Source organism: Streptomyces triculaminicus (assembly GCF_017349075.1).
GTDB classification, from domain to species: domain Bacteria; phylum Actinomycetota; class Actinomycetes; order Streptomycetales; family Streptomycetaceae; genus Streptomyces; species Streptomyces triculaminicus.
Map to the genome: position 1 here is coordinate 961,007 of NZ_JAFMOF010000002.1, position 25,821 is coordinate 986,827.

At 75.4% G+C, this 25,821-nt stretch carries 18 protein-coding genes and 1 pseudogene; 11 read left to right on the forward strand and 8 right to left on the reverse strand.

The features are described 5' to 3' along the window. Nucleotides 1-98: 98 nt before the first annotated feature. Nucleotides 99-1,604, forward strand: a complete 1,506-nt coding sequence (locus J1792_RS14345; RefSeq protein ID WP_086573706.1) for a carboxylesterase/lipase family protein — start codon at nt 99-101, stop codon at nt 1,602-1,604. A 7-nt stretch (nt 1,605-1,611) separates the two neighbouring features. On the opposite strand, the gene J1792_RS14350 is transcribed toward J1792_RS14345, so the two are convergent. Further along, nucleotides 1,612-2,028, reverse strand: a complete 417-nt coding sequence (locus tag J1792_RS14350) for a YchJ family protein (RefSeq protein ID WP_086573708.1) — start codon at nt 2,026-2,028, stop codon at nt 1,612-1,614. Between the two features lie 215 nt (nt 2,029-2,243). On the opposite strand from J1792_RS14350, the gene J1792_RS14355 reads away from it, so the two are divergent. After that, nucleotides 2,244-2,738 (forward strand): MarR family winged helix-turn-helix transcriptional regulator, encoded by a 495-nt coding sequence (locus J1792_RS14355; RefSeq protein WP_086573710.1) that lies wholly within the window; start codon nt 2,244-2,246, stop codon nt 2,736-2,738. Nucleotides 2,739-2,786: 48 nt separating this feature from the next. After that, nucleotides 2,787-5,006, forward strand: a complete 2,220-nt coding sequence (locus J1792_RS14360) for an FUSC family protein (protein ID WP_207247380.1) — start codon at nt 2,787-2,789, stop codon at nt 5,004-5,006. 120 nt (nt 5,007-5,126) lie between these two features. Here the strand turns inward: J1792_RS14360 and lanKC (J1792_RS14365) are convergent, their stop codons facing one another. The 3 genes from lanKC (J1792_RS14365) to J1792_RS14375 form a co-directional block, all read right to left on the reverse strand. Next, the gene (gene lanKC / locus J1792_RS14365; RefSeq protein ID WP_207247381.1) at nt 5,127-7,667 is read right to left on the reverse strand and encodes a class III lanthionine synthetase LanKC; all 2,541 of its coding nucleotides are present in this window, start codon (nt 7,665-7,667) and stop codon (nt 5,127-5,129) included. Nucleotides 7,668-7,804: 137 nt separating this feature from the next. Then, nucleotides 7,805-10,450 (reverse strand): class III lanthionine synthetase LanKC, encoded by a 2,646-nt coding sequence (gene lanKC, locus J1792_RS14370; protein ID WP_207247382.1) that lies wholly within the window; start codon nt 10,448-10,450, stop codon nt 7,805-7,807. Nucleotides 10,451-10,453: 3 nt separating this feature from the next. Beyond that, nucleotides 10,454-11,509 (reverse strand): radical SAM protein, encoded by a 1,056-nt coding sequence (locus tag J1792_RS14375; protein WP_207247383.1) that lies wholly within the window; start codon nt 11,507-11,509, stop codon nt 10,454-10,456. Nucleotides 11,510-11,632: 123 nt separating this feature from the next. Between J1792_RS14375 and J1792_RS35365 the strand changes: the two genes are divergently transcribed. Beyond that, nucleotides 11,633-13,765: a GAF domain-containing sensor histidine kinase gene (locus tag J1792_RS35365; RefSeq protein WP_143587896.1), complete on the forward strand. Its 2,133-nt coding sequence runs from the start codon at nt 11,633-11,635 to the stop codon at nt 13,763-13,765. Beyond that, nucleotides 13,758-14,444 carry a response regulator gene (locus J1792_RS14385; protein ID WP_086575213.1) on the forward strand — a complete coding sequence of 229 codons (687 nt, stop codon included), beginning with the start codon at nt 13,758-13,760 and terminating at the stop codon, nt 14,442-14,444. Before J1792_RS35365 ends, J1792_RS14385 begins: the two co-directional genes overlap by 8 nt. A gap of 5 nt (nt 14,445-14,449) precedes the next feature. On the opposite strand, the gene J1792_RS14390 is transcribed toward J1792_RS14385, so the two are convergent. The 3 genes from J1792_RS14390 to J1792_RS14400 form a co-directional block, all read right to left on the reverse strand. Continuing rightward, nucleotides 14,450-15,430 carry a 2OG-Fe(II) oxygenase gene (locus J1792_RS14390; protein ID WP_143587895.1) on the reverse strand — a complete coding sequence of 327 codons (981 nt, stop codon included), beginning with the start codon at nt 15,428-15,430 and terminating at the stop codon, nt 14,450-14,452. 97 nt (nt 15,431-15,527) lie between these two features. Then, the gene (locus tag J1792_RS14395) at nt 15,528-16,463 is read right to left on the reverse strand and encodes an oxidoreductase (protein WP_242705112.1); all 936 of its coding nucleotides are present in this window, start codon (nt 16,461-16,463) and stop codon (nt 15,528-15,530) included. Between the two features lie 67 nt (nt 16,464-16,530). Further along, nucleotides 16,531-16,959: an FAD/NAD(P)-binding protein gene (locus J1792_RS14400; protein WP_086575209.1), complete on the reverse strand. Its 429-nt coding sequence runs from the start codon at nt 16,957-16,959 to the stop codon at nt 16,531-16,533. A gap of 217 nt (nt 16,960-17,176) precedes the next feature. On the opposite strand from J1792_RS14400, the pseudogene J1792_RS14405 reads away from it, so the two are divergent. The 4 genes and pseudogenes from J1792_RS14405 (at nt 17,177) to J1792_RS14420 (ending at nt 21,943) form a co-directional block, all read left to right on the forward strand. Then, nucleotides 17,177-18,147, forward strand: a pseudogene (locus J1792_RS14405) (NAD-dependent epimerase/dehydratase family protein). A 606-nt stretch (nt 18,148-18,753) separates the two neighbouring features. Next, nucleotides 18,754-19,227, forward strand: coding sequence for a carboxymuconolactone decarboxylase family protein (locus J1792_RS14410; RefSeq protein ID WP_086574674.1), 474 nt, complete (start codon nt 18,754-18,756; stop codon nt 19,225-19,227). A 108-nt stretch (nt 19,228-19,335) separates the two neighbouring features. Continuing rightward, entirely contained in the window at nt 19,336-20,259 is a 924-nt protein-coding gene (locus tag J1792_RS14415) for an RNA polymerase sigma-70 factor (protein WP_086574672.1), read from the forward strand. Between the two features lie 517 nt (nt 20,260-20,776). Further along, entirely contained in the window at nt 20,777-21,943 is a 1,167-nt protein-coding gene (locus tag J1792_RS14420; RefSeq protein WP_207247384.1) for an alpha/beta hydrolase, read from the forward strand. 40 nt (nt 21,944-21,983) lie between these two features. Here the strand turns inward: J1792_RS14420 and J1792_RS14425 are convergent, their stop codons facing one another. Beyond that, a complete protein-coding gene (locus tag J1792_RS14425) occupies nt 21,984-23,078 on the reverse strand; it encodes a PP2C family protein-serine/threonine phosphatase (protein WP_086572486.1) in 1,095 nt (364 codons plus the stop codon). 230 nt (nt 23,079-23,308) lie between these two features. On the opposite strand from J1792_RS14425, the gene J1792_RS14430 reads away from it, so the two are divergent. Together J1792_RS14430 and pdxR are read left to right on the forward strand one after the other, a co-directional pair. Beyond that, the gene (locus J1792_RS14430; RefSeq protein ID WP_425444531.1) at nt 23,309-24,265 is read left to right on the forward strand and encodes a GlxA family transcriptional regulator; all 957 of its coding nucleotides are present in this window, start codon (nt 23,309-23,311) and stop codon (nt 24,263-24,265) included. Nucleotides 24,266-24,330: 65 nt separating this feature from the next. Beyond that, nucleotides 24,331-25,764, forward strand: a complete 1,434-nt coding sequence (gene pdxR, locus J1792_RS14435) for a MocR-like pyridoxine biosynthesis transcription factor PdxR (protein ID WP_207247385.1) — start codon at nt 24,331-24,333, stop codon at nt 25,762-25,764. The last annotated feature ends 57 nt before the right edge of the window (nt 25,765-25,821 follow it).

Here is a 25,821-nt window from a genome sequence, read left to right on the forward strand (position 1 = left end):
GGGGAGGCCGGGGCCCTCTACGCCGCCCGCGGATACCCCGCTACCGTGGCCCCGGGCGGGGCCCCGGCTCCGAACGGCCGAACTCTGGGGGGTTACTCATGACCGGCGCCGGTGTGGAGGTGCGCACCGTCCAGGGGGCGGTGCGCGGTGAGTCGCTGGAGGGGCTCGCGGTGTTCCGCGGGATCCCCTACGCGCGACCTCCGGTGGGAGCCCTGCGGTTCGCCGCGCCCCAGGAGCCCGAGGCGTGGGACGGGGTGCGCGAGGCCGTGCGGTTCGGTCCGCCGCCCCCGCAGTCCGGGCCGTTCCGGGCGACCGAGGGCAGGGGGGAGACCGACTGGCTCACGCTCAACGTCTGGTCCCCCGACCCCGGCGGCTCCGGGGTGCCGGTGCTGGTGTGGATCCCGGGCGGCGCCTACGTCTCCGGCCACTCGGGCGACCCCATGTACGAGGCGACGTCGCTCGCCCGGCACAGCGGACTGGTCGTGGTCACGCTCAACTACCGGGTGGGCGCCGAGGGCTTCGCCGAACTCCCCGGCGCGCCCTCCAACCGCGGTCTGCTCGACCAGGTGGCCGCGCTGCGCTGGGTGCGGGAGAACATCGGCCGCTTCGGCGGCGACGCGGACCGCGTCACCGTCTGCGGCCAGTCCGCCGGGGCCGGTTCGATCGCCACGCTGATGGCGGCGCCCGCGGCCGAGGGGCTGTTCCGCCGGGCCGTCACCCAGTCCGTGCCCGGCCTCTACGCCACCCCCCGCCTCGCGGCCGGCATCACCGGCTCCCTCGCCGCGCGGACCGGCGCCGAGCCCACCGCCGCCGGGCTCGGCGCGGTCGACCCGTGGCAGCTGGCCGACGCGGTCGGGGCGCTCATGGAGGAGCTGCCCGGCCTGGGGGAGGTGTGGGGGGACGCGGCCCGCACGGGCATGCCGTTCAGCCCCGTCGTGGACGGCGACCTGGTGCCGGACGTGCCCTGGCGCACCCTGCGGGACGGCCGCGCGAGCGGGGTGGAGCTGCTGACCGGTCACACCCGGGACGAGTTCCGGCCGTTCCTGCTGCTGCCCGGCCGCCTGGAGAAGGTGACCGAGGAGGAGGCCGGGGCGGCCCTGCGCGCCCTCGGCCCCGGTCCCGACGGCGAGCACGCCTACCGGGCCGCGTACCCGGACGCGCCGGCCGCCCGGCTCTTCGAGCTCGTCCATTCCGACGTGCTCTTCCGGATCCCCTCCGTGCACCTGGCCGACGCGCAGTCCGCCGGCGGCGGCACGGCGTACCTGTACGAACTGTGCTGGCCCGCCCCCGCGCAGGGCGGTGCGCTGGGCTCCGGCCACGCACTCGACGTGTCCCTGCTCTTCGGCAACTACGCCGGCCCCGCCGCCGGACTGTACTTCCCCGACGGAGCGCCCACGGCCGAGGCGCTCGCGGTCGGGGACGCGATCCGCCGCTCGTGGGCGTCGTTCGCCGCGCACGGCGACCCCGGCTGGCCGCCCTACCGGGCCACCGAGGGCCGGCTCACCCGCCTGTTCGACGCCACGACCGGCACGGCGCCCTACCCGGAGGAGGCGTCCCGGAGGGTGTGGGAGGGCTACGGCGTCGAGCCGTACGACCTGCCCTAGCGCTGCCCTAGGCGGCCGCGTCCAGGTAGACCCACTCGCCGTCCTCGCGCACGAAGCGGCTGAGCTCGTGCTGGTCCTCGGCGTCGCCGTCGATGACGCAGTGGGCGCGGAACTCCACCGTGCCCTCGGTGTGGAAGGCGCTGCCGCCGGTCGTGGCGAGGATCTCCAGGCCCGTCCACCGGACGCCGGGGTCGAGCGCGAGGCGGGGCGGGCGGGTCGTGGAGTGCCACGTGCGCAGCAGATAGGCGGTGTCGCCGGCGGCGAAGGCGCTGTACCGGGAGCGCATCAGGCGCTCGGCGGTCGGTGCCGTCGCCCGGCCGGCGTGCAGGGCGCCGCAGCACTCCCCGTACGTGGCGTCGAGACCGCAGGGGCAGGGCGAGGCCGCGGTGATCGCCGGCTGCCGGCGCGTGCTTCGTGAGGGCATCCCCCGATTCTGCCTGGTCCGTCCGGCCGCCCCCGCCACCGGGTACGGCGCCGCCGCGACCGTTTCGGCCGCACGGCCGCGTCGCCAAGGCCTGCCTGCCGCACATGACGGCCGCCCAGGGGGTGCGACGGGGGCGGCAGTTCTCCTCGTAGGCTCCTTCAGTGGCGCGTGGGTGCCATGGGATGCGGTGAGACGCGGGAGAGGGGCGGTGCCAGGTGGCACACGAAGCGGAGATCGCGACGGCCGAGGAGGCGGCGAACGACGACCTCGTGCTGGCGTTCGGGCGGCTGCAGGGGGCCGCTAACCGGCTGGAGTACATCCTGGGCCGGGCCATCGAGCACGAGTGCGGGATCAGCCACCTGATGTTCGAGGTGCTGCTGATCCTGGGCCGCGCGGGCCACTCCGGGCTGCCCATGCGGGCGATCGCCCAGGAACGGGTCCTCAGCACCGGCGGCGTGACCCGGCTGGTGGACCGCATGGAGGCCGCGGGCCTGGTCGTCCGGGACGCCGACCCCGGGGACCGCAGGGGCCGGCTGGTGCGCCTGACCCCGACGGGCGAGGAGACGGTGGTGCGTGCCGCGCGCGTCCACCGGGAGAACATCCGGCGCTTCTTCCTCGAACCGCTGCCCGAGGACCACCGGGAGCGCTTCGCCCAGGACCTGAGGACCCTCAGCCACGCCGCCCGCGACGCCCTGCCCCGCCTGCGGTAGACGCCGCGACCGGCGGGTTCGCGTACCGTCGGAACCGATGACCACCGGATGGCGCGGGCGCCGGAGCGGCGGGCCGGCCGCGACCGCCGCCCGCCCCGGGGCCACGCCGTGACCACCGCCCTCGGCCGCCGCCTGCGGCAGCCGGACGGCCGCGAGGCCGTGCGCCGCGCCCTGTGGGTGACCCTCGCCGGATGCACGGGCTTCTACGCCTGCACCTACGGCCTCGACGACGCCGTCATGGGCCTGTACGCCATCTTCGGCTGCCTGCCGCTGGTGATGTTCACCCGCCTGCCCGGCGGCGTGGCCCAGCGCACCCGCACACTGCTCGCGGCCCTGCCGCCGGCCCTGCTGCTGGTCACCGCCGGCAGCCTGCTCGCCGTCCGCGACTGGTCCGCCGCCTGCGGGATGCTGGTCGTCGGCTTCGCCGTCTCCTTCGGCTCGGTGGGCGGCCCCCGCCTCGCCGCCCTCAGCGTCGCCTTCCAGCTCTTCTACGTCCTGCCCTGCTTCCCGCCCTACGCCCCGCAGGACCTGGACTCCCGGCTGGCCGGGCTCACCATCGGCTTCCTGCTCACCGTCCTCGTGGACCACCTGCTGCCCGCGCCGCCGCCCGCCGACCCCTACCGCCTGCGCCTCGCCGGGGCGACCGTGGCCGTGGCCGAGTGCTGCGCCGGAACCGCCGACGGGCCGGAGCGGGCCGGGCCGGACGACGGCCGGGCCGCCGCCGACCTGGCTCTGGACGCCGCCCGCCCCTCCCGCATCCCGCCCGAGGAGCGCCCCACCTCGCCCTCGGCACGCGACCGCGCCCTCAACCACACCCGCGCCGCCGTGCGGCACGTGCGCGACCAGCTCGAGCGGCTGCCCGGCCCCGGCGACGGCCCACGCCTTCGTCACCCGGAGGCCGCCGGGCTGCTGCGGCGCACCGCCGAGGCGCTGCGGCCCGTCGCGGCCGGGCTGTACGGCGGTGAACCGCCCCCGCCGGCCGACGGCCTGCACCGGCACCTGGCGTCCTTCGACGCCGTCCGGGTGCGCGAGATGCCCCGCGCCTCCGCCCCCCGGCTGCGGCAGGACGCCGTCGTCCGGGCGGCCGCCGAGGGCGCCCAGCTGGCCACCACGGCCTCCCGCATCGCGCTCGGCGCCCGCCCGGGCACCGGCTCCGCGCACCCCGGCGAACCGTTCTGGTACGCCGCCGCGCCCACGCCCCTGCTGTGGTGGTGGCGCCTGCGCGGACACCTGACGCCGCGCTCGGTCCACCTGCAGAACGCCGTCCGGCTCGCCCTGGCCCTGGCCGCCGCCCGGCTGATCGCCGGCGGGCTCGGCCTGGAGCACGGCTTCTGGGTCCTGCTGGCGACGCTCAGCCTCATGCGCACCTCCGCCGCCGACACCCGCACCGCCCTGCGCCCGGCCTTCGCCGGGACGGCCGCCGGGGCCGGCGCCGCCGCCCTCCTGCTGCTCGCCGTCGGCGACGTACCCCCCTTCTACGCGGCAGTGCTGCCCCTGGTCCTCCTCGTGGCGTTCACCGCCGGCCCCCTGCTCGGGCCCGCCTGGATCCAGGCGGCGTTCACGCTGGTCCTCGTGCTGATGTTCTCCCAGCTGGCCTCCCCGGACTGGCGACTGTCGGCCGTACGGCTGCTCGACGTGCTCATCGGCGGCACGATCGGCGCGCTGACCGGCCTGCTCGCCTGGCCGCGCGGCGGCCGCGGCGAGCTGCGCCGCACCCTCGCCGACGTCCTCGTCGAGGGCGCGGCCGTCTGCCGCGCGGTCACCGGCCTGCTGTGCGGCCGGCCCGCCCCCGCCGACCCCCTGCGGCCCGCCCGCCGCGCGGTGCTCCTGGCGGAGGCCTCCTACTGCCAGTACCAGACGGAACGCATGGGCGAGCGGGGCGTCGACCCGCCCTGGGAGGCCGCCCTCGTGGCCGGCTACCGCATGCTGCGCGGCGGCGAGCTGATGCTCATCCGGCACCGGGAACGGGCCGGCGGCGAGCCCCTGCCCGAGGACGCGGCCGCCGAACTCACCGCCCTGGCCGAGCGGGTGACGGCGGACTGCCTACGGGCGGCCGACGCCCTGCGCCGGAACGACGCCGCCCCGGAACCCACCCCCGACACCGCCCCGGACGCGTACCACGCCGACGACTCCGGCACGCTGCGGTGCGCCGCCCGGCGGGCGGCGGTCACGGACGCCGAACGGGTGCTGCTGACCGTGGACGCGGAGGCCTGGCTCACCGGCGTGGCGCAGGACGTGGCCCGGCTCCGGACGCCGGAACCCGTGTAGGGCGTGTCCGACGGGCCGGCCGGCGGGTGCCGGCGGCCGCGCGCGCCGCGTTCGACCCGTGCTGAGGACCGCGCGCCGGGACCCCGGCAGTGGCGCGGGCGGCCCGTCAGTGGCGGCCCGTCACCTTGAACGGCACAGGAACGGCAACGCCGCCGCCGAACCCGGCCGTACCGCGCGGTGCACCGCCAGGAGTACGCCCGCCGTGCCCGTGGCGAGGTCCATCGACAGCCTCAGCCGGCCGTCCATCGGAAACGCCAGCTCCCCCCGGAACCGCACCGCGTGCAGGCCCAGCCCGCGCAGTTCGGCCTCCCGCGCGCCGGCCGGGCCGCCGAGGTGCGCGAGGGCGTAGAGCCGCCCGGCGTGCCCGTCGAACAGCCCGGAGGACAGCTGCAGTTCGCTGCCCGGGGTGTCGCGCACCCGGTCCCGCAACAGGGCGAAGTGCGGGTCCTCGCGGTGGCGGAGGTACTCGTGCAGGGCGATGCCGAGGCCCGCGCCGCCCCGGCCCAGGGCCGCCGAGAGCCGCGGCCCGTCGCGGACCAGCACGTGCCGGGCGCCGGTCACCGCGCAGTGGCCGATGTCCCGCGCCAGCGCGTCGGCGGCGCGGCCCAGCCAGCACTCCTCGCCGGTGGCGGCGAAGAGACGGGTGAACAGCAGCGCGGGGCCCGACCAGCCGCGCATCAGCCCCACTCCGGCGCTCTCGTCCGGTCCCTCGCCCTCGAGCGCCCGCGCGAGCCGGCCGGCCAGCCGTGCGGCGCTCTCGCTCTCGCCGAACCGCAGGAAGGCCAGGGCGATGCCGGCGAGGCCGCCGAACAGCCCCACCCCGCAGCCCTTGAGGTCGAACCCGGCCAGCCGGGCCAGCGCCTCCCGCGCCTGCTGCGGACGCCCCAGCTCGTCCAGGACGTACGCCATCCCGGCGAGCCCGTCGTAGAGCCCGGGCCGGGGCCACCGGGTGCGCTCGGCCGCGCGGGCCAGCCAGTCCACCTGGTCGTCCGGGCAGGACTCGCCGGGGCCCGCCGTGCGGTGCAGGGCGTGCAGCACCCCCGCCGCGCCGAACGCCAGGCCCGCCGCCTGGCCGTCGAACTGCTTGACGTCGCCCGGGAACAGCCGGTCCTCGCGCTCCGGGGTCGCACTGCGCAGGATCGCCTCCCGCATCGACTCCATTGCCGCGGCCCACCCGTGGCCGCCCTCCCCGTCCCGCGCCCCGCCGGACCGGGGGCCCGGGGCGGCCGGCCACTCGGCCGATCTCGGGGTCGTGTCCGGCGGCGGGGCGAGCCCCTCGCGGAGCCGGGCGCCGAAGCCGGGCGGCAGCGGGAAGCGGTCCTCGGCCAGCCGGATCAGCTGCTCGTACTTGCGCGCGTCGAAGCGCATCAGCTCCGTCAGCGGGCAGAACAGCGCCAGCCGCAGGCAGTCCAGGGCGTACGTGTCGACGGCCGGACCCGAGCGTGCCCAAGGGGCGGTGAAGCCGGCCGTGCCCAGGACGGGGGTGAAGGCTTCCGCCCGGTCGAAGGCCGTCTCGAAGTCGACGAGGCACACGCTGCCGTCCGGCCGCACCAGCACGTTGCCGGGCTGCAGGTCGCCGTAGACCACGCCGCGCCGGTGCAGCGCGGCCGTGGCCTCCTCGATCCGGCCGAGGACCGCGCAGGCCCAGCGGGCGTACGCGGCGAGGTCCTCCGGCGACGCGGCGGGCCGCAGGAGCGGGTGGCGGCGGCCCATCGCCTCGTGCAGCCGTTCCCCCTCGACGAACTCCTCGACGAGGAAGTGGTGTTCCCAGTGCCGGGTCCGGGCGACCACGCCCGGCACACAGTCCAGCCCCTCCAGCCGGCGCAGCACGGCGTGCTCCCGCTCCAGCCGGGCCACCGCGTCCATGCCGTTGTCGTCGACGCCGGCGTAGGGGCGGGCCTCCTTCAGCACCACCCGCCGGCCGGTGCGGGGGTCGACGGCACGATAGACGCCGCCGCCGTTGGAGAACCGCAGCGCCTTCTCGACGCGGTAGGGCAGACCGCCGGAGGAGCGCGCGCGGGCAGCGCGGATGCGGGCGTCGACGAACGGCGGGATCCGCGCCCAGGAGGGGACCTTGAAGGCCGCCCCGCGCACGTCGGGCACCGCCTCGCCGTCGGGGCGCACGACGGCGGGCACGTACTCGCCCTCGCGCGAGAAGCAGAACCGCGGGGCGAAGCCGCCGTAGCGCAGGTACAGCGGCCCCTCGTCCCAGCGCAGGTCGCTGAGGATGTACGGCCCCTTGACCCCGCACAGCAGCGCCGACAGCTCCTCGAGCGTGCGCTCCAGCAGCTCCTCGCAGCGCGGATAGATGGTGATGAGCTTCCCGCCGGCCGACCGCGGCGCCCGCTTGCTGTTGACCAGGGCCAGCAGGGCGCGGCTGCGCAGGAACTTGAAGCTGATGCCGTGCTCGACGCAGTACTCCCACACCGCGTCGACCACGCGCGCGGCCTCCTCCGCCGTGGCCGAGGCGTGGATCTTCCAGCCCTGTTCCGGCAGCCGCGCGTCCCCGTGCCGCAGGACGACCCAGCCGCCGCGCTCGGCGCGCCGCCAGCCGGCCGGCGCCGGGTGCGCGGCGCGCGCGAAGCGGCTGGCGCTGTCCTCGACGCGCTCGAGCGTGTCCGCGAAGAAGGGGTCCGCGACGAGGTGTCCTTGAGCGAGCACGACGATCTCCTCCGGTTCTCCCCTAGGGCCCGGCCCCGGTCGATGCGGCGCGCCGGCCGCCGCCGTCCGGTGCGACGGCCGGCGCGCGCCTCCTCCGGACCGGTCAGACCTGCCCGAAGGTGCTGTGGTAGCTGTTGCTACACGGCCAGTGGGCCGGGGTCTCCTCCTCTTCCAGCTCCTGCAGCTCCAGGATCTCCGACACGTCGTTCACCTCCCTCCCGGTGCGGGCGGGGCGAGGGCCGCGGGTCCAGGAAGGGAAGGACCGGGCCGGTCCCGTCGAACACGCGGCCGAGAGCGAGCAGGATCCCCGCCGCGCCGGTCGCCAGGTCCGACGACAGGCGCAGCAGCCGGAATCCGGGGAACGCGAGGTTCCCGCGGTGGGTCCGGGCGTGCCAGGCCAGCCGGCGGACCTGCCGCAGCACGGCGGGGCTGTCCGGCCCCTCGCCCAGCGCCGCGAGCGTGGCGATCGACCCGGCGCGTCCGCGCAGCAGGCCGCAGTTGTGGACGTGGACGGGGTCGCAGGTGCGCCGCAGGGCCTCCGGGAGGGGGGCCAGGTCCGGCTCGGGGCGGTGGGTGAGGAAGTCCCGTACGGCGTAGGCGAGTCCGGCACTGCCGCCGTGCAGGTAGGGAAGGTGGGCGGTGCCGTCGAAGAGGGTGAGCGTGCCGTCGGGCAGGGCGGTGAGCCGGGCGGTGTCGTGGCGCAGCGCCCGGCCGGCGACGTCGAGGCAGGTGAGGTCGCCGGTCTCCTCGTACAGGCGCAGGTGCAGCACGGCGACGCCGGTCGCGCCGTGCAGCAGGCCGTACGGCGGGGGCGCGTCCGCGGTCGCGGGCGGCGGGCCGTCCTCGACGGCGCGGGCCGCGTGCCCGGCCGCGCGCAGCGCGCGGTCGTACAGGGCGCCGTCGCCGGTCAGGGCGGCGAACCGCAGCAGCGTCAGGGCGATGCCCGCGCTGCCGCCGGCCAGGCCGGCGCTTGCCACCCGCTCCTCCAGCGGCCGGCAGCGGTCGAGGACGGCCAGCGCCTCCTGGCGCCGGCCGAGCTGTTCGAGGGTCAGGGCGACGCCGTGCAGGCCGTCGTAGAGGCCGGGCAGGGGCCTCGGGTCGCGTTCGGCGGCGCGGAGCAGCCAGTCTGTGCAGTCGTCCGGGACGGCGGCGCCCACGCGGTGCAGGGCGTACAGGACGCCGGCGGCGCCGTAGCCGAAGGAGTGGCCGCCGAGGGACGAGGGGTCGGTGGGGGTGGCGGGGAAGAGCCGGTCCGGGCGGTCCGGGGTGGCGACGGCGTGGATCCCGCGCACCAGCGAGTCCCGGATCGCCGGCCAGTCGGGCCGCCGTGCCGCGAACAGGGCGCCGGCCCGGTCCTCCCCGGCCGGGTGGCCGGCGGGCCACAGCCCGCTCAGCAGCCGGGCGCCGAAGCCCGGCGGCACGGGGTAGTGCCGTTCGACGGCGGCGGTGAGGGTGTGCAGCTTCTCCGGGCCACGGTAGGGCAGCGGCAGGAACAGCCACAGCCGCAGCCGGTCCAGCAGATAGCGGGCGGCCGCGGCGCCCGTACGGCCGTCCGGCACACGGAAGTCGAAGCCCCCGGCGGCGGGCTCGTCGGAGGGCGCTGCGAGCGAGGCCGTGCGGGTGAGGGCGACGCGTCCGCCGGGCCGCAGGAGGATGTCGCGCGGCCGCAGTCCGCCCGGGCACAGCCCCCGGTCCGCGAGGGCCTCCAGCGCCGCCGCGACCTGTTCGACGACGCCGAGGGCCCACGCGGTGTACGGGCCGGCCTCGGCGGCCGCGCGGGGGCCGGAGGTGAGTGGGAAGGCGGCCGAGGCGGCCTCCTCGAGGCAGGTGCCCTCGAGGAACTCCTCGGCCAGGAAGTGGTGTTCGCCCCATGTTCGGTGTTCGATCAGTCGGGGTACGCACTCCAGGCCCGCCAGCCGCCGGCGCAGCGCCCACAGCCGGCCGAGCCGGGTGACGGCGTCCTCGCCCCGGCGGTCGATCCCGGCGTGCGGCCGGGCCTCGCGCAGCACCACGCGCCCGCCGGTGCGCCGGTCGGTGGCCAGATACGTGCCGCCGCCGGCCCGCAGGCCCAGGGCGCGCTCCACCCGGTAGGGGAACTCCCCGGCCGGGGGCGCGTGCAGGGCGGCCAGGTCCTCACGCAGCACCCCGGGCAGCGACAGCCAGTCGGGCGGGGTGAACACGGCCCGGCGGGAGGCGGGTTCGCGGGTGCCGTCGGGGCGCTCGAGCAGGTCCGTGCCGTGGGTGCCGTAGTGGACGTACAGCGGACCGGAGCGGTGCCGCAGGGCGCCGAGGACGTACGCCCCGGCGAGGCCGTCGAGCAGCACGCCGAGGTCGCCCAGGGCCCGCTCCAGGGCGCTGTCGTCGGCGGGGTACACGGTGACGAGCCGTCCGCCGGCCGGCCGTTCGGCCCGGTCGTCGCCCAGCTCGCGCGCGGTGGCCCGGCTGCGGACGAAGTCGAAGGGCAGCCCGGCCGCCACGCAGTGACCCCAGACGATCTCCACGGCCAGGGCCAGGTCCGGCAGCGCCACCGAGACGTGGATCCGCCAGCCCTGCCGGGGCGGTGCGGCCCCGCGCGGGCGCAGGGTGACCCACCAGCCCCACTCGTCCCGCTCCCAGCCCGGCGGCGCCGGCCGGCGGGCCGCGGCGAGGCGGTCGTGGTCGTCGGGGTAGCGCTCGGGCACCTCGTAGAAGTCGGGATCGGCGAGGCAGAAGCGGTCGTAGTCCTTGAGCGTCAGCACGGCGCGTCCCTTTCGGGCCGAGGACTGTCGGGTGGGCTCGGACACGCCCTACAGGGCGAGGGCGCTGAACTCCGGCGGGTTCGTCCGTACCGAGCGGCGCTCGATCCGGGAGCGCACCTCCTCGGAACCGAAGTGGTAGTCCATGCGCCGCACGGCCTCCGCCCAGTCCTGCAGGGTCCGCACCGCCGACAGCGTCTCCACGACGAAGGGGTCGCTCAGCCGGGACACCCCCCGGTACCACAGGTCGAGCGGGGACTCCTCGAGGATGTTGCCCACCGTGCCCTCGTAGACGGGCAACGCCCGTACGGCGCCGTCGGGTTCGATCTGCATCACGAGCGAGTCGACGCCGCTGGCGAAGCGGTCCGGGCGCATGACGAGGTTCTGGTTGTCGGTGGTGTAGACGCGCACCCCGGGCGGCGCGAGTTCCTGGAGCCGGGTGCGCTGCGGCTCGCTGGTCAGCCGGGTCACCTGTGCGTCGTCGAGGAGCTCGAAGTGGCCGAACTCCGGTCTGCTCGCCAGCCCTTCGGGCACGGCGGCGTTGAAGGTCAGGGTGCGCAGTTCCGGAAAGCGCGGGGCGATGGCGGTGCAGAACTCCTCCAGCTGCGGGAAGTTGCTGCGCACGACCACGCAGTCGATGCCGAACCACAGCGGCGTCCGCTTCTGGCGGCGGCGTTCCTTCGCGACGCCGTCGAGCAGGGTCAGGGCGCTCAGCGCCCGGTCGAAGGAGCCGCGGCGGCCCCGGATCCGGTCGTGGACCTGTGCCGTCGCCCCGTCGAGGCTGACGACGACCTCGTCGAACACCCTCGCGAGTTCGGTCGCCATCCAGGGCTCCATGATCCAGCCGCTGGTGTAGACGGCCGTCTTCACCCCGGCCCGGGACAGCCGCCCCGCGACCTCGAAGATGCCCTTGACGACGAGCGGTTCGCCGCCGGAGAGCGCGACCACCCGGGGGTTGAGGGAGATCAGCGCGTCGGCGACCTTCAGCATGTCCTCGTGGCCCAGTTGCCGCGACGCCCGCCTGCCGGACTCCGAATAGCAGTGCGAGCAACGCAGGGGGCAGGCATAGGTGGTGTCCCAGACGACCACCTCGGGACCGGAAGACATGCTCATGGTTCCCTTTCGGCATTCCTCGGTTCGCACAATCGAACCGAGTCTGGCGCGCCGCGCCCACGTTGCGTACCCCGGAATCCTCCGATCTGTCTGGAGGTTTTCCGCTATACACGGTTTGTGGGACATCGTCTGGACTGCCGCCTCGTCGCCCTCGATAATGTCGCGGGTGAGGCGTACGCGTTGAGGGGGAGCGGCCGGCCCATACGGATCGCCGCGCTGGCCGGCGGGCTCTGCCTGCTGTGGGCGGCGGCGACCGGAGCGTTCCTGCTGCGGAACAACACCGTCACCCTGCCCTGGATCCTCGGTTCGGTCCTGCCCTGTTACTGCGCCGGCCTGTTCGCCTGGTGGCACGCCCCGGCCAGCCGCGTCGCCCGCCGGCTGCTGCTGGTCGGCACCGCCCTGTCGGTCAGCATCGGCATCCGCTACACCTCGGCGCTGCTGACCGCCCGCCACGGCTGGGACCTGACCGCCCCCGAGAACGGCCTGCCGTCCCTCGAGGCCTCCCTGGTGGTCCTCCCGACCGAGTGGGTCAACCTCACCGTCAGCATCCTCGTCGCCCACCTCCTGGCCCTGCTCCCCGACGGGCGCTTCCACCTGCGCCACGAGCGCCTGGTGCTGCGCTCGCTGTGGGCCCTGCTGGTCCTGCCGCTCGCCCTGCCGCTGGCCCGGGTGCCCACCCGCGACGTCGAGTACGCGGTGTTCTACTACCCCGAGGCCTGGCTGCCGGGCATCGGCGCCGTGCTGCTGGTCGTCCGCTGCCTGCGCGCCCGCGCGGCCGGCCGCCGCGACATCGCCGCCCTGCTGCCCGTCGCCGTGGCCGCGGCGGTGCTGTTCCTGGCGCGCGCCGCCTCCCGCCTGTTCCGCCCCTGGCACGGCGAGGCCGGTGCCCTCTACCTGATCGGCGCGGTGCTCGGGGCCCTGCCCTACGTCCTGATCTCCCTGTCCGTCGTCTACGCCGCCTTCCGCTACCGCCTCCTGGGCGTCGACATCGTCATCCGGCGCTCGGTCGTCTACGGCACCCTGTGGCTGATCATCAGCGGCTGGTACCTGGGCATGGCGATGACGCTCGGGCTGACCGCCGGCCAGTACTTCCCCATCGGCCTGTCGGTCCTGGTCGCCGTCACCGCCACGGCCCTCTTCCAGCCGCTGCGCGCCCGGCTCAACCAGCTCGCCGAGCGACGCGTCTTCGGCGAACGCCTGAGCGGCTTCGAACTGCTCGTCCAGCTCGGCAGCTCCCTCGAGCACGCCTACGACCTCAGCCGGCTGGCGCCCCGGCTGGCCGCGGGACTGCAGGGCGGACTCGGCCTGAGCTGGGCGCGGGTACGGCTGGGCGGGGGCGGCGACATGCCCGTCCACCTGGGCACGGCCGGCCGGCGGCCGGCGGGCGGAACGCACGGGAAGCCGGCGGGCGGGATCCCGCTGCGCTACGGCGACGACGTCCTGGGCCTCATCGAGTACGGGCCCAAGACCGACGGCCGGTTCACCCCGGAGGACCACGACGTGGTGGAGACGCTCGCCCGGCAGGCCGCCCTGGCCGTGCACAACGTACGCCTCGCCGCCGAACTGTCCACCCGCGTGAACGAGGTGCAGCGCCAGGCCGGCGAGCTCGACGCCTCCCGGGCGAGGATCGTGCAGGCCCAGGACAGCGAGCGGCGGCGCATCGAACGCCGGCTGCACGACGGCATCCAGCAGGACCTCGTGGCCCTGGTCGCCAAGCTGCGCCTCGCCCGCAACCGGCTGGGCCGCGGCGGCGACATCGACGCCGTGCTCACCGAGGTCCAGGACGACGCCTACCGTGTCATCGACGAGCTGCGTGAGGTCGCCCACGGCATCCACCCCCCGGTCCTCACCGACCAGGGGCTGGTGGCCGCCGTCACCTCCCGCGCGCGCCGGATGCCGATCCCCGTCACCGTACGGATCGAGAAGTCCCTGGACCGGGTCCGGTTCGCCCTCGACATCGAGGAGTCGGCGTTCTACCTCGTCTCCGAGGCGCTGACGAACGTCCTCAAGCACGCCGAGGCCACCCATGTGACGATCCGGATAACGCGCGCCGGCGGATGGCTGGTGGTCGAGGTCAGCGACGACGGCGTCGGCTTCCCCACCGGCACCACCCGGGGCCTGGGGCTGACCGGGATGCGGGACAGGATCGAGGCCGTCGGCGGGGACCTGTGGATCACCAGCCGCTCCGGCGGCGGCACCACGATCCGAACGAGGCTGGCCGAGCGGGTACGGGAGGAGATCCATGACTGAGCGCCCCCTGCGCGTCGTCATCGCCGAGGACCACTACCTGGTGCGCGAGGGCACCCGGCGGCTGCTGGAGGACACCGGCGACGTCGCCGTCGTCTCCGCCGTGGGCGACGCCGCCGAACTGCTGGAGGCCGTCGAGGAGCTACGGCCCGAAGTGGTGATCGCCGACATCCGGATGCCGCCCGGCCACCACACCGAGGGCATCGCCGCCGCCCACGCCATCCGGGCCGGGCACCCCGGCATCGGCGTGGTCATGCTCTCCCAGCATGCCGACGAGAACTACGCCTTCGACCTCTTCCAGCGCGGCACCGACGGCCTGGCCTACCTGCTCAAGGAGCGCATCGGCGAACTGGACGAGCTGCTGCGGGCGCTGCGGGAGGTCGCCGCCGGACGCTCGGTCGTCGACCCCCGCATCGTCGAGGTCCTCATGGGCAGCCACACCCGGGCCGCCGACGCCCCGCTGGCGGCGCTGACGCGGCGGGAGCTGGACGTGCTGCGGCACATGGCGGAGGGCAAGACGAACCGGGCCATCGCCCAGGCGCTGGTGCTGTCCGAGTCGACGATCGAAAAGCACGTCAACTCCACCTTCGCCAAGCTCGGCCTGGCCGAGGAGCCCCAGCTGCACCGCCGAGTGAGCGCGGTCCTCGCCTACCTCCGGCACGCACCGCGTGGCCGGGGCTGACCGCCTCAGTCCCGCAGGTCCTCCCAGGTGATCACCGGGCTGCCGGCCCGCAGGGCGAAGTTCATGGCCGCGTCGCGCACCGGCCACTTCAGCCGCAGCCAGCTCGGCACCGTCGCCGGGATTCCGTCGTCCGCCGCCAGGTGCCAGAACGTGTTGGAGTCCTGCCGGGCGAAGTACGGGCAGAAGAAGGAGACCACCACCGTCACCCGCCGCCCGCGCGTCACGGGCGAGACGGAGTGGAAGATCCGGCTGCCGTGCAGGAACAGCGCCGCCCCCCGCTCCCCGCACGGGGCCTCCTTGATCCGGGGATCGCCCTTCCGGGCCCCCGTGAACTCGTCCACGCGGCCCTGGAAGTAGCTGAAGCGGCCCCCGTCGTAGTCCGCGTAGCTGTTGAGCTGCAGGGTCAGGACGTAGTCCATGCCGTCGTGGTGCCACTTGACGATGTCCGAGCGGCCGTCGGCCTCGAAGTAGTTGATCTGCACGGTGGGGATCCGCAGCGGATGCGGGATCAGCGGCACGCCCGCCAGCCGCGAGCAGGCCAGCAGGAAGCCCCGGTCGCGGATCATGTTGCTGATGAACGCCGACATCCCGTCGGCGCCGCGCACCCGCCGCGTGGTGATGAAACGGGCGGAGCCCGCCGAGCTCTCCAGCCGGTCGCACACCTCGGTCAGGCACTCCAGGCCCTCGGGGGTCAGGATCCGCACCGGGCCGACGAGGGCGGTGTCGTCCACCGTGCCGTAGCCGCGGTTCAGTTCGTGGGCGGCGTAGCCGAACTCCCGCAGGTCCACGCGCGGGCCCGTGACGTCCCGGGCCACGAACTCGCCGCGCCAGCACGGCTCGCCGGGCAGCGCGGCGGGCCGCCGGGGCGGCCTGGCGCGCAGGGCGTGGACGAACCGGTCGAACCCGGTGGCCATTCTCGGAAGGTCGAGGAGACCGCCGCCGGCTCCGTCGCGGGCTCCGTCGCGTCTGTGTCGGGTCGTCGTCATGAGCCGATTGCAGCGCCGGGCACGCCACCCGGCAAGGTACCGGTTCCCGCCATGAGCACCCGCGCCGGATTCGCCCGCGGCGCCGAGGGGCGCGGGGTCACTCCGGGGGCGCGGGCCAGGGGTAGTGGACGCGGGTGAGGGCCTCGGAGGTCTCCCAGAGCGTACGGGCCAGGCCGGCGTCCCCGGCGAGGTCGGGCAGCTCCACGGGGCCGGGGGTGCCACGCTGCTCGAAGCGGCCGGTGGGCCCGTAGAACCCGGCGGGCACGATGCCGGGCGCGGTCGCCGCGTACAGGGACGGCCCCGCCGCGTCGGCCACGCTCTGGCCCACCACGTGCCCGAGGACCAGCCGGGCCAGCACCCGCACCGGCCGCGAGGCGTACCGCTGCAGGCCGGTCGGGCTGCCGCCGGGATGAACGGCGACGCTGGTCAGCGCGGCGCCCGCGGCGTCCGCGCGGCGCTGGAGCTCCAGGGCGAACAGCACGTTGGCGAGCTTGGACTTGGCGTAGGCCGCCATCGGCCGGTACCTGTGGGTGCTCTGCGGGTCGGACAGCTCGGCGATCGGGCTGCGGCTGATGGCGGCGGAGACCGTGACCACGCGCGGGTCCGGCGCCCGCAGGAGCAGCGGCAGCAGCCGGCCGGTCAGCGCGAAGTGCCCCAGGTGGTTGGTGCCGAGGGTGAGCTCGAAGCCGTCCTTGGTGGTGCGGCGCTCCGGGACGCCCATCACCCCCGCGTTGTTGACCAGCAGGTCGACGGGACGGCCGACGTGCTCCATGCGGTGCGCGAAGCCGGTGAGGGAGGCGAGGTCGGCCAGGTCGAGCATGTCGGGCCGCACCCGTGCGCCGGGCAGCTCCCCGGCCAGGCGCTCGGCGGCGCGCCGCGCCTTGCCCGCGTCCCGGCCCGTCACCACGACCTCGGCGCCCGCCCGGGCCAGCTCGAGGGCGGTGACGTGGCCGATGCCGCCGGTGGCCCCCGTCACGACGGCCAGCCGGCCCTCCTGACGCGGCATGTCCGCGGTGGTCCAGCTGTCGTGCACGTGACTCCTCGGCGGCCGGGCGCTGGCGGGCAACCGTATTGTCCGTCATTGTCCGCCGTTCGCCCGGTCATGGGCCGGACGGCGCGCCCGGCCCCGTGCCCGCGATGGCTTCCGCGACCAGGTGGGCCTGGCGGACCACATTGCGCAGATGGTTGGCGAACGGGATCCGGACGTGCGTCCCGACCCCGGCCAGCCATACGGGCTCGGGCGGTGCGCCCGGATGCGGGCGCACCCGCAGGTCGGCGTCGAGCCGGTCGACGGCCGTGGCGCCGCCGGACAGGGAAAGGCTCACGCCGCCGGGGGAGCGGTGGAGGGCGGGCTGCTGGAAACCGGTGCCGTTGACGACGTGGTCGAAGCGCTCGGCCTCCTCCCCGCCCGGCCGCCACACCCGCCACCCGTCGTCGTCGACGGACACCGCACGGGGGTAGGAGCCGGCCAGGCGCAGGACCCCGCCGTCGAACAGCTCGAGCAGCCGACGGGCGTTGACGACCGTCATCGCCGTGGCATAGCGGCCGACGGCCGCCGCCGCGCTCCGACGCCGCGCGGATCAGGTGCAGGAAGACGCTGGTGCCCGCGAACCCCGCCCCCACGATCACCACGTGCCGCCCCATGGTCGTCATGGGGCGATGTTAAGCCCAGGGCGATTTCGCCGAGAGCGTGCGACGGTTCTCAAGGTGGTGTCCGACGTGCAGAGTTGTGGCATGCGAGTACTGATGCTGGGTGGAACGGAATTCGTGGGACGGGCCGTCACCGACGAGGCCCTGGCGCGCGGCTGGGACGTCACGGTCTTCCACCGGGGACGCCACGAGGCGCCCCCGGGCGTCACCGTGCTGCGGGGCGACCGCCTGGCCGAGGACGGCCTGGCCGAGCTGGCCGACGGCACGTGGGACATCGTCGTCGACACCTGGTCCGGCGCGCCCACGGCCGTACGGGACGCCGCCCGGCTGCTGGCCGACCGCGCCGGCCACTACGTCTACATCTCCAGCGGGTCCGTCTACGCCCCGCCGCGCCCCGCCGGCCTCGACGAGAGCGCGCCGGTCGTCGACGGCTCGCCCGACGCCGGGCAGGTGGCCTATGCCGAGGACAAGCGGGGCGGCGAACTGGCCGCGCTCGACGCCTTCGGCGACCGGGCCCTGCTCGTCCGCGCCGGGCTGATCCTCGGCCCCGGCGAGAACATCGGCCGCCTCCCGTGGTGGCTGCTGCGCACCGCCCGCGGCGGCCCCGTCCTGGCCCCCGGCCCCCGCGACCTCCCCTGCAATACATCGACGTCCGCGACCTGGCCATCTGGACCCTGGACGCCGCCGAACGCCGCCTGGGCGGCCCGTACAACATCATCAGCCGCTCCGGCCACGCCACCATGGGCGGCCTCCTGGAAGCCTGCGTACGCACCACCGGCGCCGACGCCGAACTCCGCTGGACCGACCCCGGCGCCATCCTCGAGGCCGGCATCGCCCCATGGGTCCAGCTCCCCGTCTGGGTGCCCCCGGGCGAACTCCACGAGGCCCTCCACCAGGGCGGCGTGGAGAAGGCCTTCGCGGCCGGCCTGCGCTGCCGCCCGGTGGAGGAGACCGTCGCGGACACCTGGACCTGGCTGCAATCCCTCGGCGGCATCGCCCCCCAACGCCCCGACCGCGACCCCGTAGGCCTGGACCCGGACACCGAGGCCAAGCTGCTGCGGGGCTGACCTCCGCGGCGGGGGCGTGCTCGTTTAGTGCGCGGCCGGTGCGGCGGATCGCCGACTACGGTCTTTCGGATGTGCTTCTACGGCTTCGTGTCCCACAAATGGCACTACGCGTGCGTCACATGCCGCGTCAGCTTCAAGCAGGAGCGCGGCCCCGAGCGTCGGCACGTGTGCCCTCGCTGCGCTCGGCCGCTCGTGTGTGCCGGGCCCGACTTCGCCCCGCCGCGGCGGCGTGACGTACGTGCGTGGTCCGTCGTGGCCGCCGTCCTGGCGGAAGGACTTCGCTACGACGGGAAGTCACCCTGCGGCTGCGACAGGGAACCGAAGTACCGCCCCCGCCGGCGCTCCGAACTCAGGGCACGCCTCATCGCGGCCACCCGCGCCGGCCTGCCGCCGGCGGAGACGCTCTCCCGTGCCGATCCGCTGACGCCGGCGAAGCGCTGACAGCGCGGCAGCCCGCCGGTCCCGCCGTCCGCCGGGCGCTCGAGCATTTCGTCGGCTGACGCGCGCCGGCCGCAGGAGACCCAGGTCACATTCGCCCATGTCACAGGGGGCCGGGCTGTCTCGTCTCAGGGGTGTAGCCACTGAACGAGCACGGAGGAGCACCCCATGGACGCGCGACTGAACTTCTTCGCCGGCCCGACCGCCGGCAAGGCCGTCAAGCACATGATGTCGCTGGGCAGGACGCTCAAGGACTCGCCGCTGCCGGCCGCGACGCAGGAGCTGGTGGCGCTGCGCGTGAGCCAGATCAACGGGTGCGCGGTGTGCATCGACATGCACACCAAGGAGGCTGACGCCGCCGGCGAGAGCTCGGTGCGGCTGAGCCTGGTGGCGGCGTGGCGGGAGGCCATGGTCTTCAGCGAGGCCGAGCGGGCCGCGCTGGAGCTGGCCGAGGAGGGGACGCGGGTCGCGGATGCGGCCGGTGGGGTCGGTGACGAGGTGTGGGCGAACGCCGCGAAGCACTACGACGAGGACCAGCTCGGCGCCCTGGTGATCCTGATCTCGATGATGAACATGGCGAACCGGCTGAACGTCATCACCCGGCAGCCGGCCGGCGACTACCAGCCCGGGCAGTTCCACTGAGCGCAGGGGGCGTTACCCTGGCCCGTCGGCGGCCCGGGTGATCATCGGGAGCCGCCTGCGCCGGCGAATACGGCCAGGTGGGAGGGGTTCAGGGGGAGAGGATTCGTCGTGAGCAAGGTCGAGGAGTTCGAGGAGCTGCGGCCGCTGCTGTTCTCGATCGCCTACCGGATTCTGGGCAGCGTGAGCGAGGCCGAGGACGCGGTGCAGGAGACGTGGCTGCGCTTCGACGGCTCGGCGACCCGGCCCACGTCGACCAAGGCCTTTCTGTCGGCCGCGGTGACGCGGATCTCGATCGATGTGCTGCGTTCGGCGCGGGTGCGGCGGGAGGAGTACGTCGGGCCGTGGTTTCCCGAGCCGCTGCTGAGCGATCCGTACCAGGATCCGGCGCGGTCGGTGGAGTTGGCGGACTCGGTGTCGATGGCGGCGCTGCTGTTGCTGGAGCGGCTCAGCCCGCTGGAGCGGGCGGTCTTCCTGCTGCGCGAGGTGTTCGCCTTCGGGTTCGACGAGATCGCCGAGGCGGTGGGGCGTTCGGAGCCGGCGTGCCGGCAGCTGCTGGTGCGGGCGCGGCGGCACATGGAGGACGGGCGGCCGCGGTTCGCGGCGGACCGTCAGGAGCGGCAGGAGCTGGCGACGCGGTTCTTCGACGCGCTGAAGGACGGCGACGTGGGCGGGCTGCGGAATCTGCTGGCCGCCGACGTGCAGTTCGTCGGGGACGGCGGCGGCAAGGCCCCGCAGCTGTCCAAGGCCGTCATGGGCGCGCAGAACGTGGCCCGGCTGCTGGGCACGGTCTTCCCCTGGCTGATCCGGATCGACGTGACGATCGAGTCGCACGAGGTCAACGGCCAGCCCGGCGCGATCTTCCGCGACCGGGACGGCAAGGTCCTGCAGACCCTGGTCCTGGAGGTGCTCGACGGGCGGATCCAGACCATCCGCGCGGTGATCAACCCCGACAAGCTCGGCCATCTGGGCCCGGTCGCCGACGCCTGGGCCATCCACCACCAGCTGAAGGAGGCCCGTCGGCAGGCGGACTGACCTCGGCGGAGGCGGCCGACGCCGTCATTCCTATGGCCCACCCCGGCTGCGCCCGCACCCCCGTGCGAGTGAACTGGCTCCGGGGCCCGGAAGGGGTGAGGCGATGCGCGGGTGGCGTGGGCGAGGCGTCGTGGCCGGCGTCGCGGCGGTGGCCCTGCTCGTGGGCGGGTGCGGCGGAGGCGAGAGGGGCCAGGGCCGTCAGGGGCGGCGTCGCCGTCCGGCGCCGCGGGGGCCGGGGCGCGTACGTCGCAGCCGGCGCGCGCCCTGCCCGGCCTGCCCGACCGTATCGCCCGGCAGCGGCTCATATGGGAGGGCTGCGTCCTGGACGACGCGGGGGAGGGGTTTCGACGTTGCGGCCGGACGCCGAGTGCGCCTGGCTCACCGTGCCCGTCGACTACGCCGCGCCCGGCGGGGACACGCTGGACGTGCGGGTGGCGCGGGTGCGGGCCGCCGATTCGGGCAGGCGGGCCGGGGCGCTGGTGTTCAACCCCGGGGGCCGGGGGAGGCGGGGGCCGGCATGGTGGCCAGCGGGGCGTTCGAGGCGACCTCGCGGGTCATGGAGCGCTACGACCTGGTGGGCTTCGACCCGCGGGGGACCGGGCGGTCGGAGCCGCTGCGGTGCCCGGAGGGGACGGGCGGCGACCTCATTCCCCGTACCCGGGAGCAGGCGGAGGCCGAGCTCCGGGCGGCGGCCGAGCAGGGCCGCAAGTGCCGTGAGGCGACGGGGCCGTTGCTGGCTCACATGGACACCGTCAGCGTCGCCCGTGACCTGGACGTGCTGCGGTCGGCTCTCGGCGAGCCCGTACTGCACTACCTCGGCATCTCCTACGGCACCTACATCGGCCAGCACTACGCCCATCTCTTCCCCGAGCACGTCGGGCGCTTCGTGCTGGACGGGGTCGTCGACCCCGGCACCGACCAGACCGGGACCGCCCGCGGCGACGTCGCCTCCCTCGACGCCAGCTTCGCCAGCTACGCGCGCGACTGCGTGGAGGTGAGGTGTCCGCTGGGCCGTACGCCCGAGGAGATCGTCCGGACCACGACCGAGTTCGTGCGCGGCCTCGACGCCCACCCCCTGCCCGGCCCGGAGGGCGGCAGGCTCACCACGGGCCTCGCCGCGCAGGGCATCAGGGAGCCCCTTTACCAGGCTGAACGCTGGCCCGATCTGACGCAGGCGCTCCTGGAGGCGATGGCCGGCAGGCCGGACGCGCTGATCGGCCTGGCCGTCGAACGCGTGCGGACGCAGGGGGCGGAGACGGCCGTCGACCCGACCATGGCCCGCAACGCCGTGGAGTGCCTGGACAAGCCCGGCCCCCGCAGCGCGGGGGAACTGCTCGCCCGCATGGGCGAGTTCGAGAAGGCCTCGCCGCTCTTCGGGGCGACCGTGGCCGCGGCCATGTTCCGCTGCGCCGCCTGGCCGCTGGCCGCGACGGGCAGGGCGGAGCCGCTGACGGCCCCGCGCGCGCCGGCCATGGTGCTGGTGTCGTACGCCGTCGACCCCGCGACACCGCTGGTCAACGCCCACGCCGTACAGCGGAACCTCGGCACGGCCTCCCTGATCGTCCGCGAGGGCACGGGCCACGCCGCGTACGCGAGCGGCTCGGAGTGCACGGACCGGGCGGTGGAGGCGTTCCTCGTCAAGGGCGGCATGCCGGCGGCCCAGGTGCGGTGCCCCGCGACCTGAGCCCGCCACCGGGCCCGCCGGAGCCGGCCCCGCCGCGGCCTCAGCGTTCGCGGCGTACGACCAGCAGCGCGGCGTCGTCGGAGAGGGCGCCGCCGGTGTAGGCGCGCAGGTCGGCGACGATGCGGTCCAGGAGCGGGTCGGGTGCCAGGTCGGGGAAGGTGGCCAGGCGCTCGGCGAGCGGGTAGAAGCGGCCGGTGGCGTCGCGGGCCTCGGTGACGCCGTCCGTGTAGAGCACCAGCGACGTGCCCGGGGCGAAGGCGAAGTGCTCGCGGCGGTACGGGCCGGGGACCATGTTGCGCAGGGCCAGCGGGGGGTCGGGGAGCGGGGCGTCCACCTCGGTGACCCGGCCCTCGTGCCACAGCAGCGGCGGCAGGTGGCCGCACTGGACCAGCTCGGCCGGCCCGCCGGACCGGGGCACGCCGATCAGGACGGCCGTCACGAACTCCTCGCCCGCCTGGCGCCGGCCCACCGCCGCGTCCAGCCGCCGGGCCACCGTGCCCAGCGCGGGCTCGACCTGCGCGGCCTCCCGGAAGGTGCCGAGGACGTCGGCGGCGGTCTCGATGGCCGACAGCCCCTTGCCCCGCACGTCGCCGACGATCAGCCGGATGCCGTACGGGGTGGACAGCACCTCGTACAGATCGCCGCCCACCCGCGCCTCGGCCGCCGCGGCGAGGTAGCGCACGGCCACCCGCAGGCCGTCGACGCGTTCGGGCAGGGGGCGCAGCAGGGTGCGCTGGGCGGCCTCGGCGACGGAGCGGGACTGCAGCAGCTCGCGTTCCCGGGTCGCGACGAGCACGACGTTGGCGGTGCTGACCAGGGTGATGGCGAGGACGGTGGCCCCGGCCGTCAGGTGGACGGCGAGGGCGACGTCGGGGTCGGCCAGGGCCAGCGGGGCGACGACGGCGAGGGCGAGCAGGCCGGTGATCAGGGGCACGCGGGCGCGCCGGGTGCCGATGCTGGCGAGGACGGGGGCCGTGGCGAGCACGGGGGAGAAGGTCAGCGTGGGGTTGGTCGCCAGGTCCATCGCGATGGCCACGGCGAGCAGGGCGTAGGCGGCCACGACGAGCGAGCGTGCGCTGCGGGGCAGCGGAGGCGGCGCCGCGTACGGGCTGTCGCGACCCGGGTCGCGCTTCATGACTGCTTCCACCCTAGGTGCGGGAGGCCGGGCCGCAACTCATGGGATCTTCGCCTGATCGGCTCGGGCCCGGAGCGGCCCGGGACCGGCTCCCGGGCCGCCCCGCCACCGGAATGGCATAAGTGGTCGTATGCCCAGAAAAAAGGACATTACTCCATAAAGGTGATCGCTGCCTCGTTGGGGTGTGCCGCCGGTACCGGTCGCCGATGATGGCCACTGTGAACGGCAAGGTGGTGACGCACGACGTGGTGATCGTCGTGTACGACGGAGTGCAACTGCTGGACGTCGCGGGGCCCTTGGACGTTTTCGACCGGGCCGCGGCCGAGGGAGGGGCCGGGTACCGGGTGCGGCTGGCCTCCCTGGGCGGCCGGCCCGTAGTCACCTCAGCGGAGGCGCAGTTGGGGGTGTCGGCGGATCTCGCGAGGATCCGCAAGCCGCCGGACACCCTGATGGTGGCGGGCGGCCGGGGGTACGCGGCCGCCGCTGCGGACCGCGAGCTCGTCCGGCATGTACGGCGGCTGGCGGGCGGCTCCCGGCGTACGGGATCGGTGTGCACGGGGGCGTTCGTGCTGGCCGCGGCCGGGCTGCTGGACGGGCGGCGGGCCACGACGCACTGGGCGTTCTGCTCCGAACTGGCCGTCTGCCACCCCGCCGTGTCGGTCGAGCCCGACGCCTTCTTCGTCCGCGACGGCACGGTCGTGACCTCGGCCGGGGTGACCGCCGGCATCGACCTCAGTCTCGCCCTGTTGGAGGACGACTTCGGGCCGGAACTGGCCCGTGCGGTGGCGAAGTTCCTGGTCGTCTTCATGCAGCGGCCCGGCGGCCAGTCCCAGTTCAGCACGTGGATGCGGCGCGAGCCGCTGCGCGGCGCCCTGAGCGAGCTCGTCGACAACATCGACTCCGATCCCTCCGGCGACCGTTCGGTGCCGGCGCTGGCCGCGCTGATGGGGATGAGCCGGCGGCACTTCAGCCGGCTGTTCACCCAGCAGGTGGGCACGAGCCCCGGCGCGTACGTCGAACGGGCCCGGGTCGCCGCGGCGCGGGCCCTGCTGGAGAGCTCCGCCGACGGCGTCGACGCGATCGCGGGCCGGTGCGGCTTCGGCACGGTCGAGACCATGCGGCGGGCGTTCGTCCGCGAGACGGGCGTCTCGCCGGCCGCCTACCGCGACCGGTTCCGCCGGGGCTGATGTCGCGCCTTCACCGGCTCCACGGCCGGGAGTGCGGGTGGCCGCCCCTGTGATGCAATTCCCGGATGACATCAGTGGTCAATCCGGCGGAAGACCCGCGTGACACCGGCCCCGGCAGCGATCTGCACCTGGAGCTGTCCGACGGCCCTGGCGGGCGGCGCGGCGCCCTGACCCGCGCCCTGCGCGACGCGGTGCGGACGGGCCGTCTCACCCCCGGCACCCGTCTGCCGCCCTACCGTTCGCTCGCCGCCGACCTGGGGCTGGCCCGCAACACCGTCGCCGAGGCCTACGCCGAACTGGTCGCCGAGGGCTGGCTGACCGCCCGCCAGGGCTCCGGCACCCGGGTCGCCCACCGCGCGGAGCCCCCGGAGGGTCGCCGCCGCGGCCCGGCCCCGGCGCCCCGGCCGGGGCGCCCGGCGTACGACCTCGTGCAGGGCACCCCGGACGCCGCCGCCTTCCCGCGCACCGCCTGGCTCGCCTCCGCCCGCCGCGCGCTGACCGCCGCGCCCAACGAGGCCTTCGGCCCCGGCGATCCGCGCGGCCGCGTCGAACTGCGCCGGGCCCTGTGCGACTACCTCGCACGGGCCCGCGGCGTGCGGGCCGACCCCGGCCGCGTCGTGATCTGCCCGGGCTTCGCGGGCGCGCTGCGCCTGCTGGGGCGGGTGCTGGACGGCACGATCGCCGTGGAGTCGTACGGGCTGGGCTTCCACCGCTCGCTGCTGACCGGCGCCGGCCTGGCCACCGTCGCCCTGACCGTCGACGAACACGGCGCACGCGTCGAGGAGTTGGCGGCGAGCGACGCGTCGGCGGTGCTGCTCACCGCCGCCCACCAGTTCCCCACGGGCGGCCCCCTGCACCCCGAGCGGCGGGCCGCGGTCGTCGACTGGGCGCGGGCGACGGGCGGGGTCGTCCTCGAGGACGACTACGACGGCGAGTTCCGCTACGACCGCAAGCCCGTCGGCGCCCTGCAGGGCCTCGACCCGGAGCGGGTGGTCTACATCGGCTCGGTCAGCAAGAGCCTGTCCCCGGCGCTGCGTCTGGGGTGGATGGTGCTGCCGGGGCACCTGGTGGACGCCGTGCTCGAGGCGAAGGGCGAACGGGAGTCGTGGTCCAGCACCCTGGACCAACTGACGCTCGCGGACTTCATCGCCTCCGGCTCGTACGACCGCCATGTGCGCCGCATGCGGCGCCACTACCGGCGCCGGCGCGACGCGCTCGTCGAGGCCCTGGCCCTGCGCGCCCCGCACATACGGGTCACCGGCGTCGCCGCCGGACTGCACGCGGTCCTGGAACTGCCGCCCGGCACCGAGCGGACCGTCGTCCGGGCCGCGGCCTGGCAGGGGGTCGCCGTCGAGGGGCTGTCCCTCTACCGGCACGGCGGGGCGGCCGGGGTGCCGGGCGACGGCCTGGTCGTGGGCTACGGCACCCCGCCCGAGCACGCCTTCGCCGGCGCGCTCGAGGCGCTGTGCGAGGCCCTGCCGCCGGCGCCCGGGGAGTGACCCGGCGCGCTTGGTACAGTCTGAATGACTTCCCAGTTCATTGGACTGATCCAAGGA

What these genes read in the sequence shown, in the direction of transcription:
- J1792_RS14345 (WP_086573706.1), top strand. Translation starts at nt 99, where the DNA reads ATGACCGGCGCCGGTGTGGAGGTGCGCACCGTCCAGGGGGCGGTGCGC.
- J1792_RS14350 (WP_086573708.1), bottom strand. Translation starts at nt 2,028, where the DNA reads ATGCCCTCACGAAGCACGCGCCGGCAGCCGGCGATCACCGCGGCCTCG.
- J1792_RS14360 (WP_207247380.1), top strand. Translation starts at nt 2,787, where the DNA reads ATGGCGCGGGCGCCGGAGCGGCGGGCCGGCCGCGACCGCCGCCCGCCC.
- J1792_RS14375 (WP_207247383.1), bottom strand. Translation starts at nt 11,509, where the DNA reads ATGTCTTCCGGTCCCGAGGTGGTCGTCTGGGACACCACCTATGCCTGC.
- J1792_RS14385 (WP_086575213.1), top strand. Translation starts at nt 13,758, where the DNA reads ATGACTGAGCGCCCCCTGCGCGTCGTCATCGCCGAGGACCACTACCTG.
- J1792_RS14390 (WP_143587895.1), bottom strand. Translation starts at nt 15,430, where the DNA reads ATGACGACGACCCGACACAGACGCGACGGAGCCCGCGACGGAGCCGGC.
- J1792_RS14400 (WP_086575209.1), bottom strand. Translation starts at nt 16,959, where the DNA reads ATGACGGTCGTCAACGCCCGTCGGCTGCTCGAGCTGTTCGACGGCGGG.
- J1792_RS14410 (WP_086574674.1), top strand. Translation starts at nt 18,754, where the DNA reads ATGGACGCGCGACTGAACTTCTTCGCCGGCCCGACCGCCGGCAAGGCC.
- J1792_RS14420 (WP_207247384.1), top strand. Translation starts at nt 20,777, where the DNA reads ATGGTGGCCAGCGGGGCGTTCGAGGCGACCTCGCGGGTCATGGAGCGC.
- J1792_RS14425 (WP_086572486.1), bottom strand. Translation starts at nt 23,078, where the DNA reads ATGAAGCGCGACCCGGGTCGCGACAGCCCGTACGCGGCGCCGCCTCCG.
- pdxR (WP_207247385.1), top strand. Translation starts at nt 24,331, where the DNA reads ATGACATCAGTGGTCAATCCGGCGGAAGACCCGCGTGACACCGGCCCC.